This window comes from Shewanella yunxiaonensis (assembly GCF_018223345.1).
Lineage (GTDB): Bacteria > Pseudomonadota > Gammaproteobacteria > Enterobacterales > Shewanellaceae > Shewanella > Shewanella yunxiaonensis.
Genome location: NZ_CP073587.1, coordinates 136,669 through 157,378 on the forward strand (window position 1 = coordinate 136,669; position 20,710 = coordinate 157,378).

General features: G+C 49.6%; 19 protein-coding genes. 13 read left to right on the forward strand and 6 right to left on the reverse strand.

Going from position 1 to position 20,710, the window contains the following annotated elements; all coding sequences use genetic code 11:
• The first annotated feature begins 777 nt into the window (after positions 1–777).
• A complete protein-coding gene (locus KDN34_RS00660) occupies positions 778–3,021 on the forward strand; it encodes a TonB-dependent receptor (RefSeq protein WP_212595060.1) in 2,244 nt (747 codons plus the stop codon).
• Between the two features lie 115 nt (positions 3,022–3,136).
• On the opposite strand, the gene KDN34_RS00665 is transcribed toward KDN34_RS00660, so the two are convergent.
• From KDN34_RS00665 to hslR, 6 genes are all read right to left on the reverse strand, one after another.
• Positions 3,137–3,544, reverse strand: a complete 408-nt coding sequence (locus KDN34_RS00665; protein ID WP_212595061.1) for a Fur family transcriptional regulator — start codon at positions 3,542–3,544, stop codon at positions 3,137–3,139.
• A 24-nt stretch (positions 3,545–3,568) separates the two neighbouring features.
• The gene (locus KDN34_RS00670; RefSeq protein WP_212595062.1) at positions 3,569–4,165 is read right to left on the reverse strand and encodes a PadR family transcriptional regulator; all 597 of its coding nucleotides are present in this window, start codon (positions 4,163–4,165) and stop codon (positions 3,569–3,571) included.
• Positions 4,166–4,453: 288 nt separating this feature from the next.
• Entirely contained in the window at positions 4,454–5,188 is a 735-nt protein-coding gene (locus KDN34_RS00675; protein ID WP_212595063.1) for an SDR family oxidoreductase, read from the reverse strand.
• A 526-nt stretch (positions 5,189–5,714) separates the two neighbouring features.
• Entirely contained in the window at positions 5,715–7,496 is a 1,782-nt protein-coding gene (locus KDN34_RS00680) for a M14 family metallopeptidase (RefSeq protein ID WP_228730463.1), read from the reverse strand.
• 191 nt (positions 7,497–7,687) lie between these two features.
• Complete coding sequence (gene hslO, locus KDN34_RS00685; RefSeq protein ID WP_212595065.1) at positions 7,688–8,548, reverse strand: Hsp33 family molecular chaperone HslO; 861 nt, start codon at positions 8,546–8,548, stop codon at positions 7,688–7,690.
• A gap of 14 nt (positions 8,549–8,562) precedes the next feature.
• Positions 8,563–8,955, reverse strand: coding sequence for a ribosome-associated heat shock protein Hsp15 (gene hslR / locus KDN34_RS00690; protein ID WP_407695780.1), 393 nt, complete (start codon positions 8,953–8,955; stop codon positions 8,563–8,565).
• A 269-nt stretch (positions 8,956–9,224) separates the two neighbouring features.
• Here hslR and gspC point away from each other — a divergent pair, with 269 nt between their 5' ends.
• Genes gspC through KDN34_RS00750 form a run of 12 tightly spaced genes read left to right on the forward strand, consistent with a single transcriptional unit; the run spans position 9,225 to position 20,681 of the window.
• Positions 9,225–10,136 (forward strand): type II secretion system protein GspC, encoded by a 912-nt coding sequence (gene gspC / locus KDN34_RS00695; RefSeq protein ID WP_212595066.1) that lies wholly within the window; start codon positions 9,225–9,227, stop codon positions 10,134–10,136.
• A gap of 24 nt (positions 10,137–10,160) precedes the next feature.
• Positions 10,161–12,287, forward strand: a complete 2,127-nt coding sequence (gspD, locus tag KDN34_RS00700) for a type II secretion system secretin GspD (RefSeq protein WP_212595067.1) — start codon at positions 10,161–10,163, stop codon at positions 12,285–12,287.
• The gene (gene gspE / locus KDN34_RS00705) at positions 12,280–13,845 is read left to right on the forward strand and encodes a type II secretion system ATPase GspE (protein WP_212595068.1); all 1,566 of its coding nucleotides are present in this window, start codon (positions 12,280–12,282) and stop codon (positions 13,843–13,845) included. Before gspD ends, gspE begins: the two co-directional genes overlap by 8 nt.
• 3 nt (positions 13,846–13,848) lie before the next feature.
• Complete coding sequence (gspF, locus tag KDN34_RS00710; RefSeq protein ID WP_212595069.1) at positions 13,849–15,072, forward strand: type II secretion system inner membrane protein GspF; 1,224 nt, start codon at positions 13,849–13,851, stop codon at positions 15,070–15,072.
• A 33-nt stretch (positions 15,073–15,105) separates the two neighbouring features.
• A complete protein-coding gene (gene gspG, locus KDN34_RS00715; RefSeq protein ID WP_212595070.1) occupies positions 15,106–15,540 on the forward strand; it encodes a type II secretion system major pseudopilin GspG in 435 nt (144 codons plus the stop codon).
• Between the two features lies 1 nt (position 15,541).
• Complete coding sequence (gene gspH / locus KDN34_RS00720; RefSeq protein ID WP_212595071.1) at positions 15,542–16,114, forward strand: type II secretion system minor pseudopilin GspH; 573 nt, start codon at positions 15,542–15,544, stop codon at positions 16,112–16,114.
• Complete coding sequence (gene gspI, locus KDN34_RS00725) at positions 16,101–16,469, forward strand: type II secretion system minor pseudopilin GspI (RefSeq protein ID WP_212595072.1); 369 nt, start codon at positions 16,101–16,103, stop codon at positions 16,467–16,469. Before gspH ends, gspI begins: the two co-directional genes overlap by 14 nt.
• The gene (gene gspJ, locus KDN34_RS00730) at positions 16,450–17,208 is read left to right on the forward strand and encodes a type II secretion system minor pseudopilin GspJ (RefSeq protein WP_212595073.1); all 759 of its coding nucleotides are present in this window, start codon (positions 16,450–16,452) and stop codon (positions 17,206–17,208) included. Before gspI ends, gspJ begins: the two co-directional genes overlap by 20 nt.
• Before the next feature lie 2 nt (positions 17,209–17,210).
• Positions 17,211–18,200, forward strand: coding sequence for a type II secretion system minor pseudopilin GspK (gene gspK / locus KDN34_RS00735; RefSeq protein WP_212595074.1), 990 nt, complete (start codon positions 17,211–17,213; stop codon positions 18,198–18,200).
• 38 nt (positions 18,201–18,238) lie between these two features.
• Positions 18,239–19,426 (forward strand): type II secretion system protein GspL, encoded by a 1,188-nt coding sequence (gene gspL / locus KDN34_RS00740; protein ID WP_212595075.1) that lies wholly within the window; start codon positions 18,239–18,241, stop codon positions 19,424–19,426.
• 1 nt (position 19,427) lies between these two features.
• Positions 19,428–19,910, forward strand: a complete 483-nt coding sequence (locus KDN34_RS00745) for a type II secretion system protein M (protein ID WP_212595076.1) — start codon at positions 19,428–19,430, stop codon at positions 19,908–19,910.
• A gap of 9 nt (positions 19,911–19,919) precedes the next feature.
• Complete coding sequence (locus tag KDN34_RS00750) at positions 19,920–20,681, forward strand: type II secretion system protein N (protein WP_212595077.1); 762 nt, start codon at positions 19,920–19,922, stop codon at positions 20,679–20,681.
• The last annotated feature ends 29 nt before the right edge of the window (positions 20,682–20,710 follow it).

A 20,710-nucleotide genomic window follows, 5' to 3' on the forward strand; every position in this document is an offset into this window, starting at 1 on the left:
AACAGAACAATTAGTTACTAAAAATGCTAATTGCAACACCTCGGATATTACTCCAGCGTACCCCTCCCGCTAGGTTCAGCGGAAAGTTATTGCTATAAAATTCGACCTTTAAAATTTCAACATCACATTGGAAATATAAATAATTTTCATGATGTTAGGAATTTTTTGTTGGAACTAATAAGCTTTACCAAATCAAAAGTAAACTCAATATTAAACGGGACCACGCAATAGCCGTCTAACTTACGGTTAAGCTATTGTTTCTGGCATGTCAATATGGGCATGAATTCGGGCTCTGAGACGACTGCTATCAGCACTATTTATATTTTTATCAAATAGTTGTGATTAATTACGTGCTTTTCAAACGTTATTGTTAATTTACTTAGTGCCCGCATTTAGATCGGTGTCAGTTCAAATAGATTGTTAATAACTGCTCTCACTCATAGGGTGGAATTAGGGGGCTAAAGTAAGGCAACTGTCAACTTGTGCAAGCGCTAAACGCGATTATCTACATGTCCCTGTGTTAGAAAATAGCACCATAAATTTTCATGATATGGCTATAAAATCAATAAAAATCATGATGATAAATCGATTTAGACATTATCAAAGCAAACACATCTTTTAGATGTTTGTTTTATTTTGAGAATAGTCATTTCGTAAATAAATTAATTCATAATTGCAACAAACTGTTAAAATCGCGCCCGAACTACTCAGGGGGATGTTTCAGATATAAGAAACACCTTTAATTTTAAATAGTTAAATATATCAATCGGGTAATCTATGATGAGCAAACTGTCCACGCTTTTCTTAAGCATCAACGCAGCGTTGATTGCCAGCGGTTCGCTGGCCTACGCGGACGAGCAATCTACCAAGACCGACGATGGCAAATTAGAGCGGATCATGGTCACCGCACAGAAGCGTGTCCAGAACGCCCAGGATGTGCCGATGTCTATCTCTGCACTGAAAAGTGATGATCTGCAGGCGATGGGTGCTGCTGGTGATGACATCCGCTTTATGTCTTCCCGTATTCCTAGCTTGAACATCGAATCTTCTTTCGGTCGTACCTTCCCACGTTTCTATATCCGTGGCATGGGTAACACTGACTTTGATTTGAACTCTTCTCAGCCAGTATCTCTGGTGGTGGACGATGTGGTTCAGGAAAACGCCATCCTGAAAGGTTACCCGATTTTTGACCTGGAACGTGTAGAAGTACTGCGTGGTCCACAGGGGTCACTGTTCGGTCGTAACACTACTGCCGGTATCATTAAGCTGGAAACCAAGAAGCCAACTCAGGAATTCAGTGCTTACGGTAAAGTTTCTTATGGCACATACAATACTGTGAACTTGGAAGCAGCTGTCGGCGGCGGTCTGACTGATACCGTTTCTGCTCGTTTGTCTGTGCTGGACCAGCACCGTGACAACTGGGTAGACAACAAAGCCCCTGGTTATGAAGCCAATGATCAGTTAGAAGGTTATAATGACCGTGCTGCGCGTTTGCAGGTGTTATGGCAACCAAACACTGATTTCAGCGCACTGTTCAACGCTCACTATCGTAACCTGGATGGCACTCCTCGCGTGTTCCGCGCCAACATCATCAAGGCTGGCACCAATGATTTGGTTGATGGCTTCGAGCGTGACACTGTGTATCAGGATGCCGCCAGCCGTGCTGAGCAGACTGTTAAGACTCACGGCGGCAGCGCTAAACTGGAATACAATTTCGGTGATTACACTCTGACCTCTATCACTGGCTATGAATCTGCTGAGGCATTTTCTCGTGGTGATATCGATGGTGGTTACGGTGCCTCTTACCTGGCGTCTATGGGCCCTGGGTTCATTCCTTACACTTCTGAATCAGCTGACGGTCTGCCAGATCATAGCCAGTGGACTCAGGAACTGCGTTTGGCGACCAATGAACTGGGTCGTCTGGACTACCAGGTTGGTTTATTCTATTTCGACGAATCTCTGAACATCGACAGCTTTAACTACGATGAAACGGGTACTCAGAATGGTTACGCGTACCAGAAGCAGGACACTAAAGCTTGGGCAGGGTTTGGTTCTTTGGATTATGACCTGACCGATGACTTTAAGGTTACTGCTGGCATTCGTTATTCTCATGATAAGAAAGACTTTGTCGCACAGCGCCTGGTTTCTCCCGCCGGTGCCGGTGCAACTGACAAGCTGTATGCCGACCCTTCCGATGGTCAAATCAGTTGGGATCTGAGCGGTGTTTACACTGTCGATCAGGATACTAACGTATATGGCCGTATTGCCAAGGGTTTCCGGGCACCATCTATCCAGGGCCGTCTGCTCTGGGGTGACGAAGTGACTGTTGCCAATTCTGAAACCATGTACAGCAGCGAATTAGGCATTAAGTCCGACCTGCTGGATAACCGTGCTCGCGTTAACTTTGACATGTTCTACTATCAGCTAAAAGATCAGCAGCTGACTGCTGTAGGCGGTGGTGTTAACTATAACCGTCTGATCAATGCTGATAAGACTGAAGGTTACGGTTTCGAAATGGATTCTCAGTATGCGGTGACTGAAAACCTGCTAGTTACCGCGGGTGTCAGCTACAACCACACTGAAATCAAAGATGACCAGCTGGCTATCGCGGCCTGTGGTGGTGGTTGTACCGTTACTGACCCACTGGATGCTGATGGCAACGCGCTGATCAATGGCAACTCACTGCCTCAGGCACCCAACTGGACTGGCAATCTGACTGCTAACTACAGCTACCCGCTGGCTGATGGTGAACTGTTCGTGTTCACTGACTGGGCTTATCGTTCTAAGGTTTCATTCTTCCTGTATGAATCTACAGAATTTGAAAGCAAGTCACTGCTGGAAGGCGGCCTGCGTGCAGGTTATCGCTGGACCAGTGGTAGCACTGATTACGAAGTTGCCGCCTATGGTCGTAATATCACTAACACCGTACGTGTTACCGGTGCGATTGACTTCAACAACCTGACCGGTTTCGTTAACGATCCACGTGTTGTTGGTGTTGAATTCAAAGCCAGCTTCTTCTAAGTCCGAGAGTCTTCCAATTAAGCCTCGCAATTAGCGGGGCTTTTTTTCGGCAAGCTTCCGAAAAGGTATGTCGTGAATTTAATCGCGATGTGTTGCAACTGATAGGCTGCAACACTCAGGACGTGGCCTTCACATAAACATTCAACTGCATATCAACAATCTCATAACCCATTTGCTGCACGGTGCCGCGCAGTTGCATCATCAGCCTTTCATCCTGCATTTCGACAATGTCACCTTGATGAACATCCACCAGATGTACATGTGGCTGGTCATCAGCAAGTTCGTAATAAGCTTTTCCCTGTGTCAGCTGATTACGACGCAGTAAACCAGCTTTAGCAAAATCATTGAGCACCCGATACACTGTCGCCTGCCCCAACTCGTCACCCTGATTTTGCAATTGCAGATACAATTGCTCAGCCGTGAAATGTCTTTGGTTGCTGTTTAGGAGTAAATCCATTACCGCCAAACGCTGACGGGTTGGTTTAATCCGGTGTCGGTTCAACAACTGTTCGGTTTGAGTCATGGCGAAGTCTCCGAATGCGGTTGATCAGCATTGTTCAATGTCTTGAGCAGCGCGCTCTAGGAGTTGTGCTATTGCAGCCACTGACGACTCGGTGAGTTCACCATTGGCAAACTTGTTGCGTAAAGCGGTCTTTAATTGCTCCATTGCACCGTTGATTTGGGGATTATTGCGCGCGCGTTGCTTCAGCGCTTTTTGTTCCAGACGTTGCAATAACACTGACAATTGCTCGGCATGAGCTGCCAGATGGGCTTTCCCCGCCTCGGTGATCGCATAAGCCTTACGCCCTTCCTGGACACCGTCTTCACCTTCTGCACAAATAAGCGCTGCTGCTTCCAGTGCATTTAAGGTTGGATAGATAACTCCCGGACTTGGTTGATAGTCACCACCGACCTGATCGCCAATGGCCTTGATCAGCTCATATCCATGCGCCGGACCCTGAGTGAGAAGATGCAGTACTAACCCTTTTAATTCGCCGCGATGAAAACGACGATGACGCTGTGGTTCCTCCTCAGCATGCGTTTTTATGTTGGCATGTGAGCCGGTGTGTGCGCCTTTGGTGAAGAAAGGTTTACCTTGGCCGCCGTGATGTCTGTCTGATGACATTCCATGAAATGGTTTCATGATATTCTCCCTTGTTTAAGATATATCGTAATATAGAGGCAATAGTTGATATAGTCAACTATATTTCCAATGTGCTAGCGCAATAAAAAAGCGACACTGCTTAGCAGTGTCGCCATTGCAAAGTTGATCAGCCGTCATGAACCATGACTCAACGCGTCGTTACTGTTTAAGCGGTCAACAGATTCATCAGTTATCTCGAAGCGCTTACATGATGTCGTTGCGTTGTAACATGCCGAACTCAAGCAAGGCCTAGGCCTCGTCGTCGGGGATGTATTGACTGCGAACAGTCTATGCTCCCAGCATGATGCCACCATCGACCGCAATATGCTGTCCGGTGATAAAGCCATTGGTGATCAGAAACAGGTAAGCTGATGCCAATTCGTCAATCTCTGCGGTCCGCTTCATCGGGATGGCGGTTGCAAAATGCGCTTTGATTTGTGCCACTTGTTCGGCTGGCAGATCGCGCCAGAAGGGGGTTACGGTCCAGGTTGGTGATACTGCATTTACTCTGGCTTTCGGTGCCAGCTCTACGGCTAAGCCTTCCACCAATGCATTGATCCCAAGGTTGCCAATATAGCTGCCGCAGGCATCCTGCGCCCGGCCACCAGTACCGGAAGTAAACACCAGACTACCACCTTGATTGATGTGGTTGGCCGCTAACTGACCAATGCGCACATTGGTGAAAAATTTCGATTCCAGTACATGACGGATGACCGCCATATCTGCTGACAGAAAGCCACCGCCCATGACGTCGCCCACCATGGAAACTAAGTGATCGAACGCGCCAGCATTGGCAAAGAAATCTGCCAGTGCCTGATGATCATGAGCATCTACCTGTGCGGTTTCAACAATGGCACCAAGTGCAGACAATTTGTCCTGAGCTGCCGCTAAACGCTGCTGATTACGCCCGACGATCAACAGTTTTGCTCCGGCTTCTGCACAGAGTTCGGCGACTCGTAAACCAATTCCTGAACTACCGCCGATGACCACAACCCGCTTATGCTGTAATGCACTACTTGCCATAACTTACCTCGCCGTTTCAATTGGTAACTGTGCCAACGTCATGGATGAGAACGGCGCATGACGCTGCGCAACTTAGGTATTCACTCGCTCAAGACAGAAATTCATGGAGGATTTTGCATTGGGCTTAGACTGTCATCACTGCCAAATAGACCGTGACTGATGGGCTTTCGCTGCGGCAATAACGACTTTACTGAAATCATCACGGTATCGCTCAACGAGATGAAAAGTTGCGTGAATTAATCATTAAGCCGACTACGTTCAGTCGCGGTACGATTATAAACAGATGGGAATACTAAACTACTCGGTACAGTAATGGTCAATTGCAATTATGTGGATGGTTGCAGTAACAAAATCGACAGGTATTAACAACATGGCAAGGAAGGCAGCGCTTCCCGCCAAGTATGACGACGGGCAATGATGTCTTGATGTCGACGATTTCGGTTCTGCGCCTTCGAACCATCATCATGGATGCCAGTGAGTTGCCGGTGCAGTAACAAAAGCGCCACGGCCGGTGGCGCTTGCAACATTAACGGCTGCGGTAAACCGGGTAGCGCAGATACTGCTGATCATAATAGGGACTGCGTTCATAGAACCAGCGCAGGCGGGCTTTGGGATCAGCGGCAAATGCCGCATCTTTTAGTGCTGCTTCAAAAGCCTTTTTTAGGTCTGGCTGCGTAGCGAGCATTTGGGCTGCCATCGGCTCGACCGCATAGTCTTCAATGTATTCAGTGCGGTTAAAGATGGTGTTAAAAAAGCCCCACTGTAAAAATGAATCGGGCGATAGCGGCTCTAATAACATCATCGCCAAATCGCCTAAGGGTTGATCGGTGGGAACTTCCATCGTACCGGCAGGTAGCGTGAGTGTCACTTTAGTCAATTTCGCCTGTGCCGTTACCCGCTGGTGGCCTTCAAAACTGCTTTGGCTGAACGCCGGTTCACTCAGCTGGTATTGCTGTAATGACATCTTGGTCGGTTGCTCAAGTGTATTCATGCGTATCCCGTGGATCATCAGGCGATGAATAACCGTCTGCCACTGTGGCGGAATGTAATAGGCGGCAGGACGACTGACGCGTTGCCCCTCCTGTGTGGCACCGAACACCGGAAGCTGGGGGTATAATTTAGGTTCGCCGTTCCAACGTACGACGGGAGCACCAGAAATTGGGCTTGGCGCTAGCGTGTAGTCAATGCCTTTAAAATCTTGTGTCAGCGGTTGTTGTTGCTGTTCCCAAGTTAATGTCACCAGTTGTGGGTAACGATAACGATCTTTTTCAATCGCCGCCTGCAAGCGGGTGGCCTCCGCCCCAACCGTTTCTAAGGTTTGTTGTAGCATCACATAGGTGCCCAACACCCGCTGTTTAAAAGGTTTCAGACTGTGATTTTCAATGAGTACTGTGGGTAGATGACGGGCATCGCCATAACCGTCTGAGTAGCGTTGGCTGGGGTGCCATTGTTCCAGTCCCTTAGATAAATCGGTATTGTCGACGGTAAATACCAAGGGCCCTGGTGTGTGTCCTGCGGCAGTGAGCGCCTGTTCTATCTGCGGTCGATAACGCTGGGAAAACCATTGATAAATATTGGGGCTAAACCCTTGTGCGGTGTTGTAACCGAAGGTGATATCGTATTGATAGTCCAGACCATCAGTGACATGCACGTCAATATACAACTGTGGGTCCCAGCGATTGATGGCTCCGAGAATATCCTGAATTTCCAGGGTATCCGCTTTGGCGTAATCCCGGTTAAGATTCAGGTTCTGGCTGTTGCTGCGCCATCCCATTTCCACCGGACCGCGTTGGTTCACCCGATTATATTCACCACTGCGTTCATGGCCGTCGACGTTCAGTATCGGCACAAACAGCAGGTTAACATGTTCCAGTAGTTGTCGTTTCTCACCTTGGAAGATATCGCGCAGCAGCATCATGCCAGCGTCTTTGCCATCTATCTCACCCCCATGGATGCCCGCTTGTACCAGTACTGTCGGTTTATGGTTCGCCTTGAGTTGCTGCGGAGTTTTGGCATCTTCATCGCTGGCGATATACATCCAGATATCGCGTCCCTGCGGGCTCTTGCCGAGGCTCACTTTCTCCAGCCCGCTGCTGTCACTCATGAGTTTATCGAGCCAGGCAATGGTGTCGCCGTAACTCGGGCTGCGCATTCCACTGCTTTGTTCAAATGGTGTCGCCCAATCGCTTTCCTGCGCTTGCATCAAGGATTCATCTGCACCATGCCAGGGTTGGACTGCTGGCAGGATGTTATCATTGACATAAGTGGTAGCGGGTGCTGTTTGTGCCATAGCTGATAGCGGCAGCATGGCTGCATAGATGGCCAACAGCGGGATAAGGCGCATGAGAAACTCCGAAGACAGATAGAAAAATCAGTCACTGATGGTTCAATAATTTCACGGCGCTTTCAAGAGGCAACCGTCGTTTTGCTGGAAGAAATGGTTACGGAAGTTTTCCGTAAAAAAGCCAGCGTAGGATGCTGGCTTTTTGATAGGAAAACTTATTGTTGTCTTTCAGGTGCGCTACTGATTTTGAAAATCGCTTCGATGTCGATCGCATCAAAATGATAATGACTGTTGCAATATTCGCAGTCCATATCAACGGCGCCACGTTCTGCAATAATGCTATCGATTTCGGCTTTGTCGATGGTACGGATAGCACCGGCACAACGTTCACGAGAACAGGTACAGCGGAAACTCACATCAATAGGATCAAACAGCCGCAGATCTTCCTGGTGATACAAACGGTGCAACACTTCGCGGGCTGATAACTGATAGAGTTCATCGGCGGTGATGGTGGCTGTCAGTTGCATTAGATGTTCAAACGCATCGTTTTCAGCGTGTTGACTGGGAAGAACCTGCAGCATCATGCCTGCGGCCTGACGGCCGTCGGCGAACAACCAGATGCCGGTGGGCAGCTGCTCCGACTGGGCAAAGTAGCCTTCCAAACACTGTGCGACCGTAGGTTTATCTAAGGCCACGACTCCTTGATAGCGCTCACCATCTTCCGGGGTGATGGTGATAGCCATGTAGCCTTGAGGAAACAGCTGTTCCAGCGACGCATCGTCGGCAATTTCCCCTTCCCAGCGGGCCACACCACGCAGTTGTTGCTTATTGGTACCATTAATTACTGCCAGTGATACCGGCCCTTGGCTTTGCAATTGCACGCTGATGTCGCCATCAAATTTCAAGGTGGCGGTTAATAGCGATGTTGCCGCGAGCAGTTCGCCCAGCAGCACTTGCAGCCGGGGTGGGTATTGGTGGGTCCCCAATACCTGCTGATAACTCTGTTGCAACTGCACCAGTTCGCCGCGCACATCGGCATTGTCGAACAGGTAACGATGAAGTTGGTCTTGGTTCATTCACTTTCTCACAATCAGGATTCTTTAAACCGGATAAGCTGACGCCGCTGCTTTTTATCCGGTTTGCTATCAGGTGCCGGGTTAAGCAGGATATTCAGTCGCCTGGCTTCAGCATTTGCTTGCCGTTTACTGATACTCTCAGCGGTTTCCTCATATAACGTCTGTGCAATGATCGCACTCTGCCGGACGCCAGAAATTTTTTTGATCACGATCTCTTTTTCGTCATATCCCTGACGTAATTTGATGTGGGCCTCAATTTCGGCAATTTTACTGGATTTGGCCCGTTGACCGTTATAGTGCACTTTACCACTATTAATCATCTCTTTGGCCAAGGCGCGGGTCTTGTAAAAACGTGCAGCCCACAGCCACTTATCCAACCGAACAGCCTCTTCAGTATGGCTTTCCACTATAGTGGTGCTCCTGTGTACAGATGAAGATGGACGACTTCACAGTGTTAATAATATCGGCAACTTATAACATTAACCGGCTTCAAAGAGTGGGGCGCATCACACCCTTTTTTGGCGCGAAAAGGTAGCATAATCCAGCTATATTAGCCAATTGTGGGTTCGGTGTGCTCTTGTTGCCAACTAAGCTCTAGGTTAGCATGGCGCAGGATTTAATTAGTAAATCAGATAATAATATAGAAACAGTGCCTGACTGAGAGGCCCGGGAAATTATGGATTCTCTGGATAAGATTATCGCCAAGGTAACGGCTATTCCGTCAAAACCAGCCAGCAACGCTGTATTCTGGTTATTGTTACTGTTGGTGTTGTATCTGGCTGCGCAAATCACCTGGAAACTGATCCCCGTCACCACTCCGCCAGTGGCCTGGAAAGCGGCGCCGATGGGGCAGGTTCAGCAACAGAACATCGATTTGTCGGCCATTAAAGGGCTGGCATTGTTTGGCAAAGCCGACGCAACCGGCGCGCCAGTCAAAGCGACAGCGCCGGAACTGATCACCGATGCGCCAAAAACCTCATTGTCTATTCTTCTCACCGGCGTAGTCGCTTCGACTGCGCAGCAGCGTGGTCTGGCGGTTATTGAATCGCAAGGAAGTCAGGATACCTACAGTCCGGGGGATAAGATCAAGGGGACCTCGGCCTCGCTCAAAGAGGTCTATGCTGACCGTATCATCATCACCAACGCTGGCCGTTATGAAACCCTGATGTTAGATGGATTGGAATTCACTACATCCTCTGGTGATGCCAATGAGCAGCTGCAACAAGCCAGAAGCCAACCGGCGCTAAAAGTTGATCGTCGTGACGCAAATTTGGGACGGGATATTCAGCAATCGCGTGACGAGCTGATCGCTGATCCTGGCAAGATCAGTGACTATTTGGCGATCTCCCCGGTACAACAAGATGGCCAGATGTTGGGGTATCGCATTAATCCAGGCAAAAATCCGGAACTGTTCCAAAAGGCCGGATTCAAAGCAAATGACTTAGCGAAAGCCATTAACGGCTATGATTTAACAGAGATGTCTCAGGCGCTTGATATTATGGGCCAGTTGTCTGACCTGACGGATATCACCGTCACCGTAGAGCGGGATGGTCAGCTCGTCGAAATTATGTTCAGTTTGCCGCAGTAACGCAGGTTTAGGGGAAGTTGAAGAATGAATAAAAAACGGATTCGAACCAAGCTGATCGCGGGGTTAGTGGCATCGGTCGCCTTATTTATGCAACCTTGCGCTTGGTCAGAACAGTATGCGGCCAACTTCAAAGGCACAGATATTCAAGAGTTTATCAACATCGTTGGTAAAAACCTGAATAAAACCATCATTGTTGATCCGACCGTGCGCGGCAAAATCAATGTGCGCAGTTATGACATGCTCAATGATCAACAGTACTACCAGTTCTTCCTGAACGTGCTGCAAGTATACGGCTATGCAGTCGTCGAGATGGATAATAACGTCATCAAAGTGGTGAAGGATAAAGACGCCAAAGTCTCCTCCATCCGCTTGGCTAATGATAATGCTCCTGGTTTAGGGGATGAGATGGTGACCCGTATCGTCGCACTCTATAACACAGAAGCCAAACAGCTAGCCCCCTTGTTACGGCAGTTAAACGATAATGCGGGTGGCGGTAACGTAGTTAACTATGACCCGTCCAACGTCATCATGATCACCGGTCGTGCAGCCGTCGTGAATAAACTGGTTGATATTGTTAAGCAGGTCGATAAGCAGGGCGATGTTGATACTCAGGTGGTACAGCTGAAGTATGCTTCTGCAGGTGAAATTGTGCGTATCATTGATAACCTGTATCGCTCTTCGGCCAATCAGGCGCAGATGCCCGGACAGGCACCCAAAGTGGTTGCTGATGAGCGCACCAATGCCGTGGTTGTCAGTGGCGATAAGCGCAGCCGTGAACGTGCGGTAGAATTGATTTCCCGGTTGGATGCTGAGCAGGCAACCACCGGAAATACCAAAGTGCGTTATCTGAAATATGCGAAAGCCAAAGATTTGGTGGAAGTGCTGACCGGGTTTGCACAAAAGCTCCAGAGCAAAGAAGGCGGTGCGGCTAGCAGCAGTCCTTCTGCCGCAGGGGCAGCCGGGGCGCGCAACAACAATATTACGATCATGGCGCATGAAGAGACCAACTCACTGGTGATCAGTGCCGAACCGGATCAGATGCGCACATTGGATAGCGTCATTGATCAGCTCGATATCCGCAGAGCCCAGGTACTGGTAGAGGCGATTATTGTTGAATTGAGTGAAAACGACAGCATCGGTCTTGGGGTGCAGATGGGCTCTCTGTCTGGAGGTCTGACCCAGTTTAATAACGTCGGCTCCACCATTTCGGATATCGGCGCTGGTATCTGGAGTGCACGTACAGTGTCAGGCAGTACCACCACTACCGCGACCAGCAGTGGTGTCGTAACCACTACCACACCAGACACCTATGGTGACACCACCGCTCTGGCTTCTGCATTAAGTAATGTCTCAGGTATGGCTTGGGCCGTAGTTTCTGGTGATTTTGGTGCATTGATTCAGGCGACTGCTGCCGATACGAACTCCAATGTGTTGGCAACACCGTCAATTACCACCATGGATAACCAGGAAGCGTCGTTCATCGTCGGTGACGAAGTGCCGGTCATCACGGGTTCCCAGAGTTCTCAAAACGGCAATAGTAACCCTTTCACTACTGTAGAGCGTAAGGAAGTAGGGGTGAAGCTGAAAGTCGTGCCACAAATTAACGAAGGTAACTCAGTTAAACTGACGATTGAGCAGGAAGTCTCTGGTGTGAATGGTAACACCAGCGTTGACGTGACTTTTGCAACACGTAAGTTGTCGACCACCGTTATGGCTGACTCCGGTCAAATCGTGGTACTCGGTGGTCTGATCAACAAAGAAACTCAGGAAAGCGTGCAAAAAGTGCCATTGCTGGGAGATATTCCATTCCTTGGCCAGTTGTTCCGTTCTTCTAACAGCAAGACAGTTAAAAAGAATTTGATGGTATTTATCCGACCAACCATTATCCGTGAAGGCGTGGTGATGGAAGGGATTGCCGGTCGTAAGTACAACTATTTCCGGGCCTTGCAGTTGGAGCAGCAGCAACGTGGTGTGAACCTGATGCCAGATGCTGAAGTGCCGGTGATGGATAAGTTAACTCCCGCTGATCAGATCCCACCAGAAGTGAATAAACTTTTGGAACAGTATAAAAGTGGTAAAGCGTTAAATACTGATCCTTCAGCATCTGATAGCCACCAAGACACTAAACAAGACGGCAGTGACCATGAGTGAGATTGAAACTCAGACAGAGGAATTGACCCAGCTCTCCAGTGACCTGGGATTGGTGGCCGAGTCCGAAAGTGATGAGATGTTTCACTCCGAGAGCAGTGAACGGTTACCGTTTGCGTTTGCTCATCGCTACGGGCTGGTGCTAAGCAAAGACGGCGAACAGCTGGTGCTATACTACACCACTCGGGCGCCGATGTCTGCATTGCTGGAAGCTCGGCGTTATGCTGGCAGTGAGTTGCCGTTAGTGAAAGTTGACGAGGCAACGTTTGAAGCGCGCCTCACCCAGACTTATCAGAGCAACTCTTCCGAAGCGCAGCAACTGATGGAAGACATCGGTAATGAGATGGACCTGTTTACGCTGGCTGAAGAGTTACCGCAAACAGAAGATTTGTTGGAAGGTGACGATGATGCGCCAATCATCCGCCTGATCAACGCACTGTTATCCGAAGCCATTAAGGAAGAAGCGTCAGATATCCATATTGAAACCTATGAAAAGCAGCTGGTTGTGCGTTTCCGGGTTGATGGGGTGCTGCGCGAAGTATTGCGGCCCAACCGCAAGTTATCGTCATTGCTGGTATCGCGTATCAAGGTCATGGCACGGCTGGATATTGCCGAAAAACGTGTGCCTCAGGACGGTCGTATCTCGTTACGCATCGGTGGTCGGGCCGTGGATGTGCGTGTGTCTACTATGCCTTCCAGTCACGGCGAACGGGTGGTGTTACGTCTGCTGGATAAAAATGCCGGTAATCTGGATCTGGTGCAGTTGGGGATGACCGAAGATATCCGCGTGGTGTTTGAAGATCTCATCCGCAAACCGCACGGCATTATTTTGGTAACCGGTCCTACAGGTTCCGGTAAAAGTACCACCTTGTATGCCGGGTTAACCGATATTAATCATAAAGATATCAATATCCTGACGGTAGAAGACCCCATCGAATATGAAATTGATGGCATCGGTCAGACGCAGGTGAATACCAAAGTGGACATGACCTTTGCCCGTGGCTTGCGAGCAATTCTGCGTCAGGACCCAGATGTGGTGATGATTGGGGAAATCCGTGACCTCGAAACTGCCCAAATTGCGGTGCAGGCATCGTTAACCGGACATCTGGTGTTATCAACCCTGCATACCAATACCGCTTCCGGAGCTATTACCCGTCTGCAGGATATGGGCGTTGAACCTTTCCTGGTGTCTTCCAGTTTGTTGGGCGTACTGGCGCAGCGGCTGGTACGTACTTTATGTGATGAATGTAAAGAACCGCATCTGCCAAGCAAGCAGGAGCGGGAATTGCTCGGTTTATCCAAAAAAGACGAAACCCCTATTTATCGAGCCAAAGGTTGTAAGGCCTGCGGTTTCAATGGTTACAAAGGGCGTACCGGTATCCACGAGTTATTGTTGGTTGACGACAAGATTCGGGAGCTGATTCACGGTGGTCGTGGTGAGCTGGCCATTGAAAAATATATCCGCGAATTCACACCAAGTATCCGTCACGACGGTATGCAAAAAGTACTGGCCGGGATCACTACCCTGGAAGAAGTGCTGCGTGTGACCCGCGAGGAGTAACCTATGGCGGCGTTTGACTATAAAGCCCTCAACAGTGCGGGTAAGCAAGTCAAAGGGGTGATCGAAGCAGATACCCCACGGCATGCTCGTAGCCAGTTGCGGGAACAAAAGCTCATGCCTCTTGAGCTGACGCAGGTCACGGAGAAAGAGTCAAAAGTAGCCAGTGCCGGATGGTTGAGTCGCCGGCAACGTATTTCGGTGGCGGAGCTGGCGTTAATTACTCGGCAGTTAGCTACTTTGATTGCTGCCGGTTTGCCGGTAGAAGAAGCGCTAAAAGCCGTGGCGCAACAGTGTGAAAAAGATCGGCTGTCGTCAATGATTATGGCCGTGCGTTCACGCGTGGTCGAAGGTTACTCACTGGCTGATTCTATGGCCGAATTTCCTCATGTGTTTGATGACCTCTACCGGGCGATGGTGGCATCTGGCGAAAAATCCGGGCATCTGGAAGTGGTGCTGAATCGTCTGGCCGATTACACCGAGCGTCGTCAACAGCTGAAGAACAAGCTGACTCAGGCCATGATCTATCCGGCAGTACTGACCGTAGTGGCAATTGCCGTCATCTCAATTCTGTTGACTGCTGTGGTACCGAAAGTGGTGGCGCAGTTCCAACACATGGGGCAGGAGCTCCCGGCGACTACCCGAGCTTTGATTAGCTCCTCAGATTTTTTGAAAGATTACGGACTGATAGTGCTCGGTGTAATCATTCTGTTGCTCGTGCTTTTTAAACGCATGCTCGCCAAAGCCGATTTCCGCATGAAATATGACAGCTTTTTACTGCGGATGCCGGTCGTGGGCAAAGTCAGTAAAGGGCTGAACACGGCGCGTTTTGCGCGGACACTCAGTATTCTCAGTGCCAGTTCGGTACCGTTGCTTGAAGGGATGCGCATTGCCAGTGAGGTGATGCAGAATGTGCGGGTGAGGGAAGCTGTAACTGAGGCCACGGCTCGGGTGCGCGAGGGCACCAGCTTAGGGGCCGCGTTAACCAATACCAAGCTGTTTCCACCGATGATGCTTTACATGATTGCATCCGGCGAAAAAAGTGGTGAATTGGAACAGATGTTAGAACGAGCTGCCGACAACCAGGATCGGGAATTTGAATCAAACGTTAATATCGCGCTGGGGATTTTTGAGCCGGCACTTGTCGTCAGTATGGCGGTGATAGTGTTGTTCATTGTGATGGCTATTCTGCAGCCGATTTTGGCGCTCAACAATATGGTCAGCGGCTAAGCCACTGACGTGTTTTAAGAGGAAGTAACCTATATGCAACGCAAATACAGACAACGTGGTTTTACCCTGCTGGAAGTGATGGTTGTGATCGTGATCCTTGGAATGCTGGCCGCAATGGTGGTACCTAATATCATGGGAAACAAAGAAAAAGCGGACCAACAAAAAGCTGTGTCTGACATTGTTGCCCTGGAAAACCAGCTCGATATGTACAAGCTAGACAACAGTGTTTACCCCTCAACAGAGCAGGGGTTGGAAGCGCTGGTGCAAAAGCCGTCTATCTCGCCCGAACCACGCAATTATCGCGATGGCGGTTACATCAAGCGTTTACCTCAAGACCCATGGGGCAATGCCTATATGATGTTGAGCCCAGGTGAGCACGGCAAAGTCGATATTTTCAGTGCCGGTCCAGATGGTCAGTCTGGTACTGATGATGATATCGGCAACTGGAACCTGCAAAAGTATCAATAACATGCGACGCCTGCGCCTACAGGGATTTACCCTGCTAGAAGTGATGTTGGTGATTTTGCTGATGGGGTTAATGGCCGCAGCGGTCACTCTGTCCATCGGTGGCGGAGATCAACAACAGCAACTGAAGCGCGAAGCTCAGCGGTTTATTTCGGTGACCGAAGCTGTCGCCGATGAAGCAGTATTAAGTGGTCAGTTTGTCGGCATCGTCGTTGACAAGAATGCTTACCATTATGTCATCTACATTGATGATAAATGGCAACCGTTACAACGGGATAATTTAGTGTCGGAACATCAGCTGCCGGAAGGGATCAGCACCGATATTGAAGTTGAAGGGTTACCTTTAGATCAAGACGAAGATAAGGATTCGTTATTTGATGACGACAAGAAGCCGTTCGATGATGACCCAAAGCAACAAAACAATCCCGAGCCGCAAATCATGTTGTTACCCAGCGGCGAAATGACCGGCTTTGAGCTGACGTTCATTGCCAGTGGTGGCGAGCAACACTATCAGCAACTGGTTAGTGGCGATAACCTCGGCCGTCTGGTGATGGGGAGGTTTGATGAAGATCGCTAAAGGCATGACGCTATTGGAAGTGATGGTGGCGATGGCGGTCTTTGCGGTCGCGGCTGTTGCCATTACCAAAAGCATTGGCGATCAAGCGGCCAACCTACCAATTCTGGAAGAAAAGACGCTGGCGCAGTGGGTGGCCGACAATCAGATGGTTGAGGCGCGGTTACAGGAAAGTTTTCCGACACTGGGTACCAAAGAAGGCCATGTCGATATGGCCGGGAAAACTTGGTACTGGCGTAAAGAAGTGGTCAAAACAACCGATGATAAATTCCGAATGATCCGCATCAGTATCAGTGATACCGATAAATACCAGCGGATCATTACCAAGGTGAGCAGCTATGTATTCAACCAAGAATAGCGGCTTTACCTTGCTGGAAATGCTGGTGGCTATCGGCATTTTCGCCATGCTCGGACTGGCAACCAATGCGGTGTTGCAAACCGTTTTAAAGGATGACGAGGTTACCCGGGATTTTTCGACCCAGCTGCGTTATCTGCAGCAGGGATTTGGCACCATCGAACGCGATATGGGGCAAATGGTCGCGCGAACATTCCGCACTGCTGCGGGGGGCCATTCCGACATTGTGTTGCAGGTGGGCAATAACCTGCTGGATTCAGATGCGCAGGCGTTGGTGTTCTATCGTATTGGGTGGTTGAATCCTGGGGGCATGCTACCTCGGGGCAATATTCAGTCACTGGCGTATGTATTGCAGGACGATAAATTACAACGCTGGTATTACCCTTATCCGGATCCACAAATTGGGAGCGAGCCGATAAAAACTGTCCTGATCGATAAAGTCAGGTCAGTGAAATACGCCTTTTTTGTTGATGGCAAATGGAAGCAGGCGGATCAGTATCAGTTTACCAGCCTGCCAACCGCAATCGCTATCGAGGTGGAGTTGGATGACCGCGGGACGATCATGCGCAAGTTTTTATTGCCTGTCGGTGCTGGCACATCTGGTGGCAGTAACGAGAAAGCGACTGACAGTAATAGCGACAATCAGACTGACACCACCGATGATACTGACACAGATGGCACTGCGAATTCCAGTTCAACTAGCAGCAGTAAAACCAGTAGCCAACGGGGCGAAGAGGAATAACCATGCAGCGCAAACAGCGAGGAGTTGCCCTGATAGTTGTGTTGCTGGTGGTTGCCATAATCGCGGTGCTGGCTGTCAGTATTAGTGGCCGAAATCAGGTATCGGTGCGGCGGACCATTAATATGGCTGAGTATGATCAAGCCTACTGGTATGCGATTTCGGCAGAGGAGTTAGCGCGTAAGGTGCTGAAACAGGATCTGGATGATGCTGAAGGTCGGGTACACCTGCAACAATATTGGGCGCTGTCCAATGCCGTTTTTCCGGCAGAGGTGGGGCAAATTGGTGGAACGATCAGTGACTTGCGTAGTTGTTTTAATCTGAATTCATTGAGTCAGACCAGCACTACCAATAAGAACACCCAGGTGGAAACCTTACCTGTGGCGGCGAAACAGTATAAGGCGCTGCTGGAAGATATCGGTATCGATGAATTTAATGCTGAGCGCTTGATGTACACCTTAAAAGATTATCTGGATGCCGATACGGATATTGGAACCTATGGTGCAGAAGATGATGATTATGAAGCGCGCAAAGTGCCCTATCGCGCTGCCAACACATTGATGAGTGATCGTAGTGAACTGCGGGCGGTGTTGGGGTATAGCCAGGAAATTTACCGTAAACTGTTGCCCTATGTCTGTGTGATCCCTGGCAATAACACCCAGGTGCTTAACGTAAACACCGTCAAGGTAGAGCAGGCGGCATTGTTAGCGGCGATGCTGGAGAACAAAATATCAGTTGGGGAAGCTGAAAGCATTATTAACCAGCGTGCGAGCAGCGGCTTCGACAAGGTAGATGACTTTTGGCAGCAAGGCTCGCTGGCATCCATTGCCAGTCAGGATGATCAAATGAAGTCGAGTTTTGCGGTGTCCAGCAAATTCTTTATGCTGGATGGACGTGCCAAAGTGGATGATGCGGTATTTCACATGCAGAGTGTGTTACATGTCATCGGTGGTAATAAACTGGAAGTGCTGACACGCCAGTATGGCGGCCAGTAGCAACGGCCTTTACCTTTTGGGAATGGTGGAGAATAACAGTGAGTGAACGCTTATTTATCCGTTTAGGCAGCAACAGCAGTGCCCCGTGCGCTTGGTTGGTCTGGTCTGAACAGGAACAGGAGATCATCGCCTCTGGTGAACTGGCGGATGCCCATGCGCTTTCGACACTGAGTGAGCGCGCAGGTAATCGACCTGTCGATGTTCTGGTTCCCGGTGATGCCATCAGTTTGACCACAGTTAACCTCCCAGGGAAAGCGCAACGGCAGGCTCTCAAAGCGCTACCCTATATGTTGGAAGATTCGTTGGCGCAAAGTGTTGATGAACTGCATTTTGTGGCAGGTCCGCGCGATGGCGATACGTTGCACGTTGCGATAGTGGCGCACACACTCGTGCAAGAGTGGCTTGAGTGGCTAAGCAACGCCGGTCTTAAACCCCGCAAATTGGTGCCAGATTGCCTGGCATTGCCCCTCCAGGGCTGTGATTGGGCATTAGTAGAGATCAATGGGCAGATCCTGCTGCGGCGCGGAATCGCTGACGGGCTAAGCGTCAGCCGTGATTGGTTTGATGTGTTGCTGCCAACACTGATTGAAGACCTTGCAACGCCGCCAACCGTGGCTTGTTATAGTCAGTTCAGTGCCGCAGGGGTGGATTGCCAATTACAGCAGCTAGATCTGCCATTGTTGGTCCTCGCCAAAGGCTATCTAGACGCGCCTTTTAATTTGCTTACTGGGCGCTACACGCCCAAACGGGAATACAGCAAGCAATTGCTGCCGTGGAAAAAAGTTGCCGCAGTGGCGGCGCTGGCATTACTGCTGGCGCTGGCAAATAAAGGGTTGAACATCTATCAGCTGCATACCCAGACCGCCGCACTGAAAACTCAGACCGAAAGTATTTATCGCACGGTGGCGGGAAACAGCCGCATCGTTAACGTGCGCTCACAAACGGAAGCACTGCTGCGCTCATTGCAAGGGCAGGGATCTGGCGGCGAACTGTTTGAAATGCTCGGAAGCTTGCAACAGGCATTTAAACAAGTGCCCGATTTGAAGCCGGAAAATCTGCGCTTTGACGGCACTCGTGGCGAAATCCGCATGCAGGTAACTGCCAAAGATTATGCCCAGATAGAAAAATTCAAGCAGCTGGCGAGTAACCGTTTTCAATTGGACGCCGGGGCGATGAATAGCGTCGATGGTGCAGTCACTAGTACGCTGACGTTGAGGAGCAAATAACATGGAAAATTTGCAAAAGTGGTGGGAGTCGCTAGCTCAGCGGGAAAGGCAAATGGTGCTGGTGATGGCGGGTATCATTGCCATCAGTATCCTGTATTGGGGCATATGGACGCCGATTAGCAATGCAGAAACCCAGGCGCAAGCACAACTAAATGCCCAGCAGCAAACCCTGACATTTGTGCAAGAGAGTGCTGCCAAAATTGCCATACTTAAAACTGGCGGCGGTAGTCGTCCGGCGCTTACTGGCAGTTTAAGCACCGTCGTGACCCAAAGTGCCAGTGCTTATGGTCTATCCATCACCAGAATGCAGCCTCAGGGGAAGCAGATCCAAATCTGGATGGATGATGTTCCATTTGACGCACTGTTATCCTACCTCGGTGATTTGGTACAAAAGCAAGGTTTGTCATTAGATAATCTGGATGTGACCGTTGGTGAGCAGCCGGGCATGGTGAAAGTCAGACGTATTCAGCTCTCTCAGGCATAAGGTGTAGTTTTGAAACTGATTAGCAAAGTAGCAATTGGGATTGTGATTTACCTGATTTTTATGGTGGTGTTATTCCCGGCGCGCATTGCGGCCGCGTTGGCACCCCTGCCAGCAGGTATCAAACTCAGTGGTGTGAGTGGCAGTCTTTGGAACGGGCAAGCACAGCTGGTTAATATTGGACCGAGACAACTGGAACAACTGCAATGGCAGCTGAGTCCTTGGGCATTGTTGACCGGTACCGTAAAAGCCCAGATTCAAATTGGCAGTCGGGCTTCTGCCGTGAATGGTAAAGGCTTGGTCAGTTGGTCAGCCAAAGGTGTCAGTGCCAAAAATCTGCGTTTGGATGCCCCAATCGGATTTCTGGTGGGTGGCAGTAAATTACCGTTACATACCGTATTAAGCGGTGATATCTCCTTGAACCTGGACATTGCTGAGCAGGGGCTGCCTTGGTGTGCAGCCTTAAACGGTAAACTGTTTTTGAATCAGTTCGATCTGAAAAACCAGTTCGGTGACTACCCGTTAGGAAATATTGAATTCGGATTGCAGTGCGTTCAGGGGCAGTTGCAGTTAGCCACCGATGATGAGAAAAATACGATTGGCGTCGCTGGCACTGTTCTGCTGAAAGATAAAATGCAGATGGAAGTGAATGGTCGGATGCGTCGTACCGATAGTCAGTCGCAAGATCTGCAACAGTCGTTGGTACTGTTGGGTAAACCCGATGCGAGTGGCAACTACCCGATTAAATACAACGGGCGTATCCCCGGAATGTAATACGTTCTTGGCAACCAAAGGTCGGCAGA

Bases quoted from the DNA above. Each gene is read 5' to 3' on its own strand.
- KDN34_RS00660 (WP_212595060.1), top strand. From the start codon at position 778: ATGATGAGCAAACTGTCCACGCTTTTCTTAAGCATCAACGCAGCGTTG.
- gspC (WP_212595066.1), top strand. From the start codon at position 9,225: ATGGATTCTCTGGATAAGATTATCGCCAAGGTAACGGCTATTCCGTCA.
- KDN34_RS00745 (WP_212595076.1), top strand. From the start codon at position 19,428: ATGGAAAATTTGCAAAAGTGGTGGGAGTCGCTAGCTCAGCGGGAAAGG.
- KDN34_RS00665 (WP_212595061.1), bottom strand. From the start codon at position 3,544: ATGACTCAAACCGAACAGTTGTTGAACCGACACCGGATTAAACCAACC.
- hslO (WP_212595065.1), bottom strand. From the start codon at position 8,548: ATGAACCAAGACCAACTTCATCGTTACCTGTTCGACAATGCCGATGTG.
- gspK (WP_212595074.1), top strand. From the start codon at position 17,211: ATGCAGCGCAAACAGCGAGGAGTTGCCCTGATAGTTGTGTTGCTGGTG.
- gspJ (WP_212595073.1), top strand. From the start codon at position 16,450: ATGTATTCAACCAAGAATAGCGGCTTTACCTTGCTGGAAATGCTGGTG.
- KDN34_RS00670 (WP_212595062.1), bottom strand. From the start codon at position 4,165: ATGAAACCATTTCATGGAATGTCATCAGACAGACATCACGGCGGCCAA.
- gspE (WP_212595068.1), top strand. From the start codon at position 12,280: ATGAGTGAGATTGAAACTCAGACAGAGGAATTGACCCAGCTCTCCAGT.
- gspH (WP_212595071.1), top strand. From the start codon at position 15,542: ATGCGACGCCTGCGCCTACAGGGATTTACCCTGCTAGAAGTGATGTTG.
- KDN34_RS00680 (WP_228730463.1), bottom strand. From the start codon at position 7,496: ATGCTGCCGCTATCAGCTATGGCACAAACAGCACCCGCTACCACTTAT.
- gspI (WP_212595072.1), top strand. From the start codon at position 16,101: ATGAAGATCGCTAAAGGCATGACGCTATTGGAAGTGATGGTGGCGATG.
- gspD (WP_212595067.1), top strand. From the start codon at position 10,161: ATGAATAAAAAACGGATTCGAACCAAGCTGATCGCGGGGTTAGTGGCA.
- KDN34_RS00675 (WP_212595063.1), bottom strand. From the start codon at position 5,188: ATGGCAAGTAGTGCATTACAGCATAAGCGGGTTGTGGTCATCGGCGGT.
- gspF (WP_212595069.1), top strand. From the start codon at position 13,849: ATGGCGGCGTTTGACTATAAAGCCCTCAACAGTGCGGGTAAGCAAGTC.
- gspG (WP_212595070.1), top strand. From the start codon at position 15,106: ATGCAACGCAAATACAGACAACGTGGTTTTACCCTGCTGGAAGTGATG.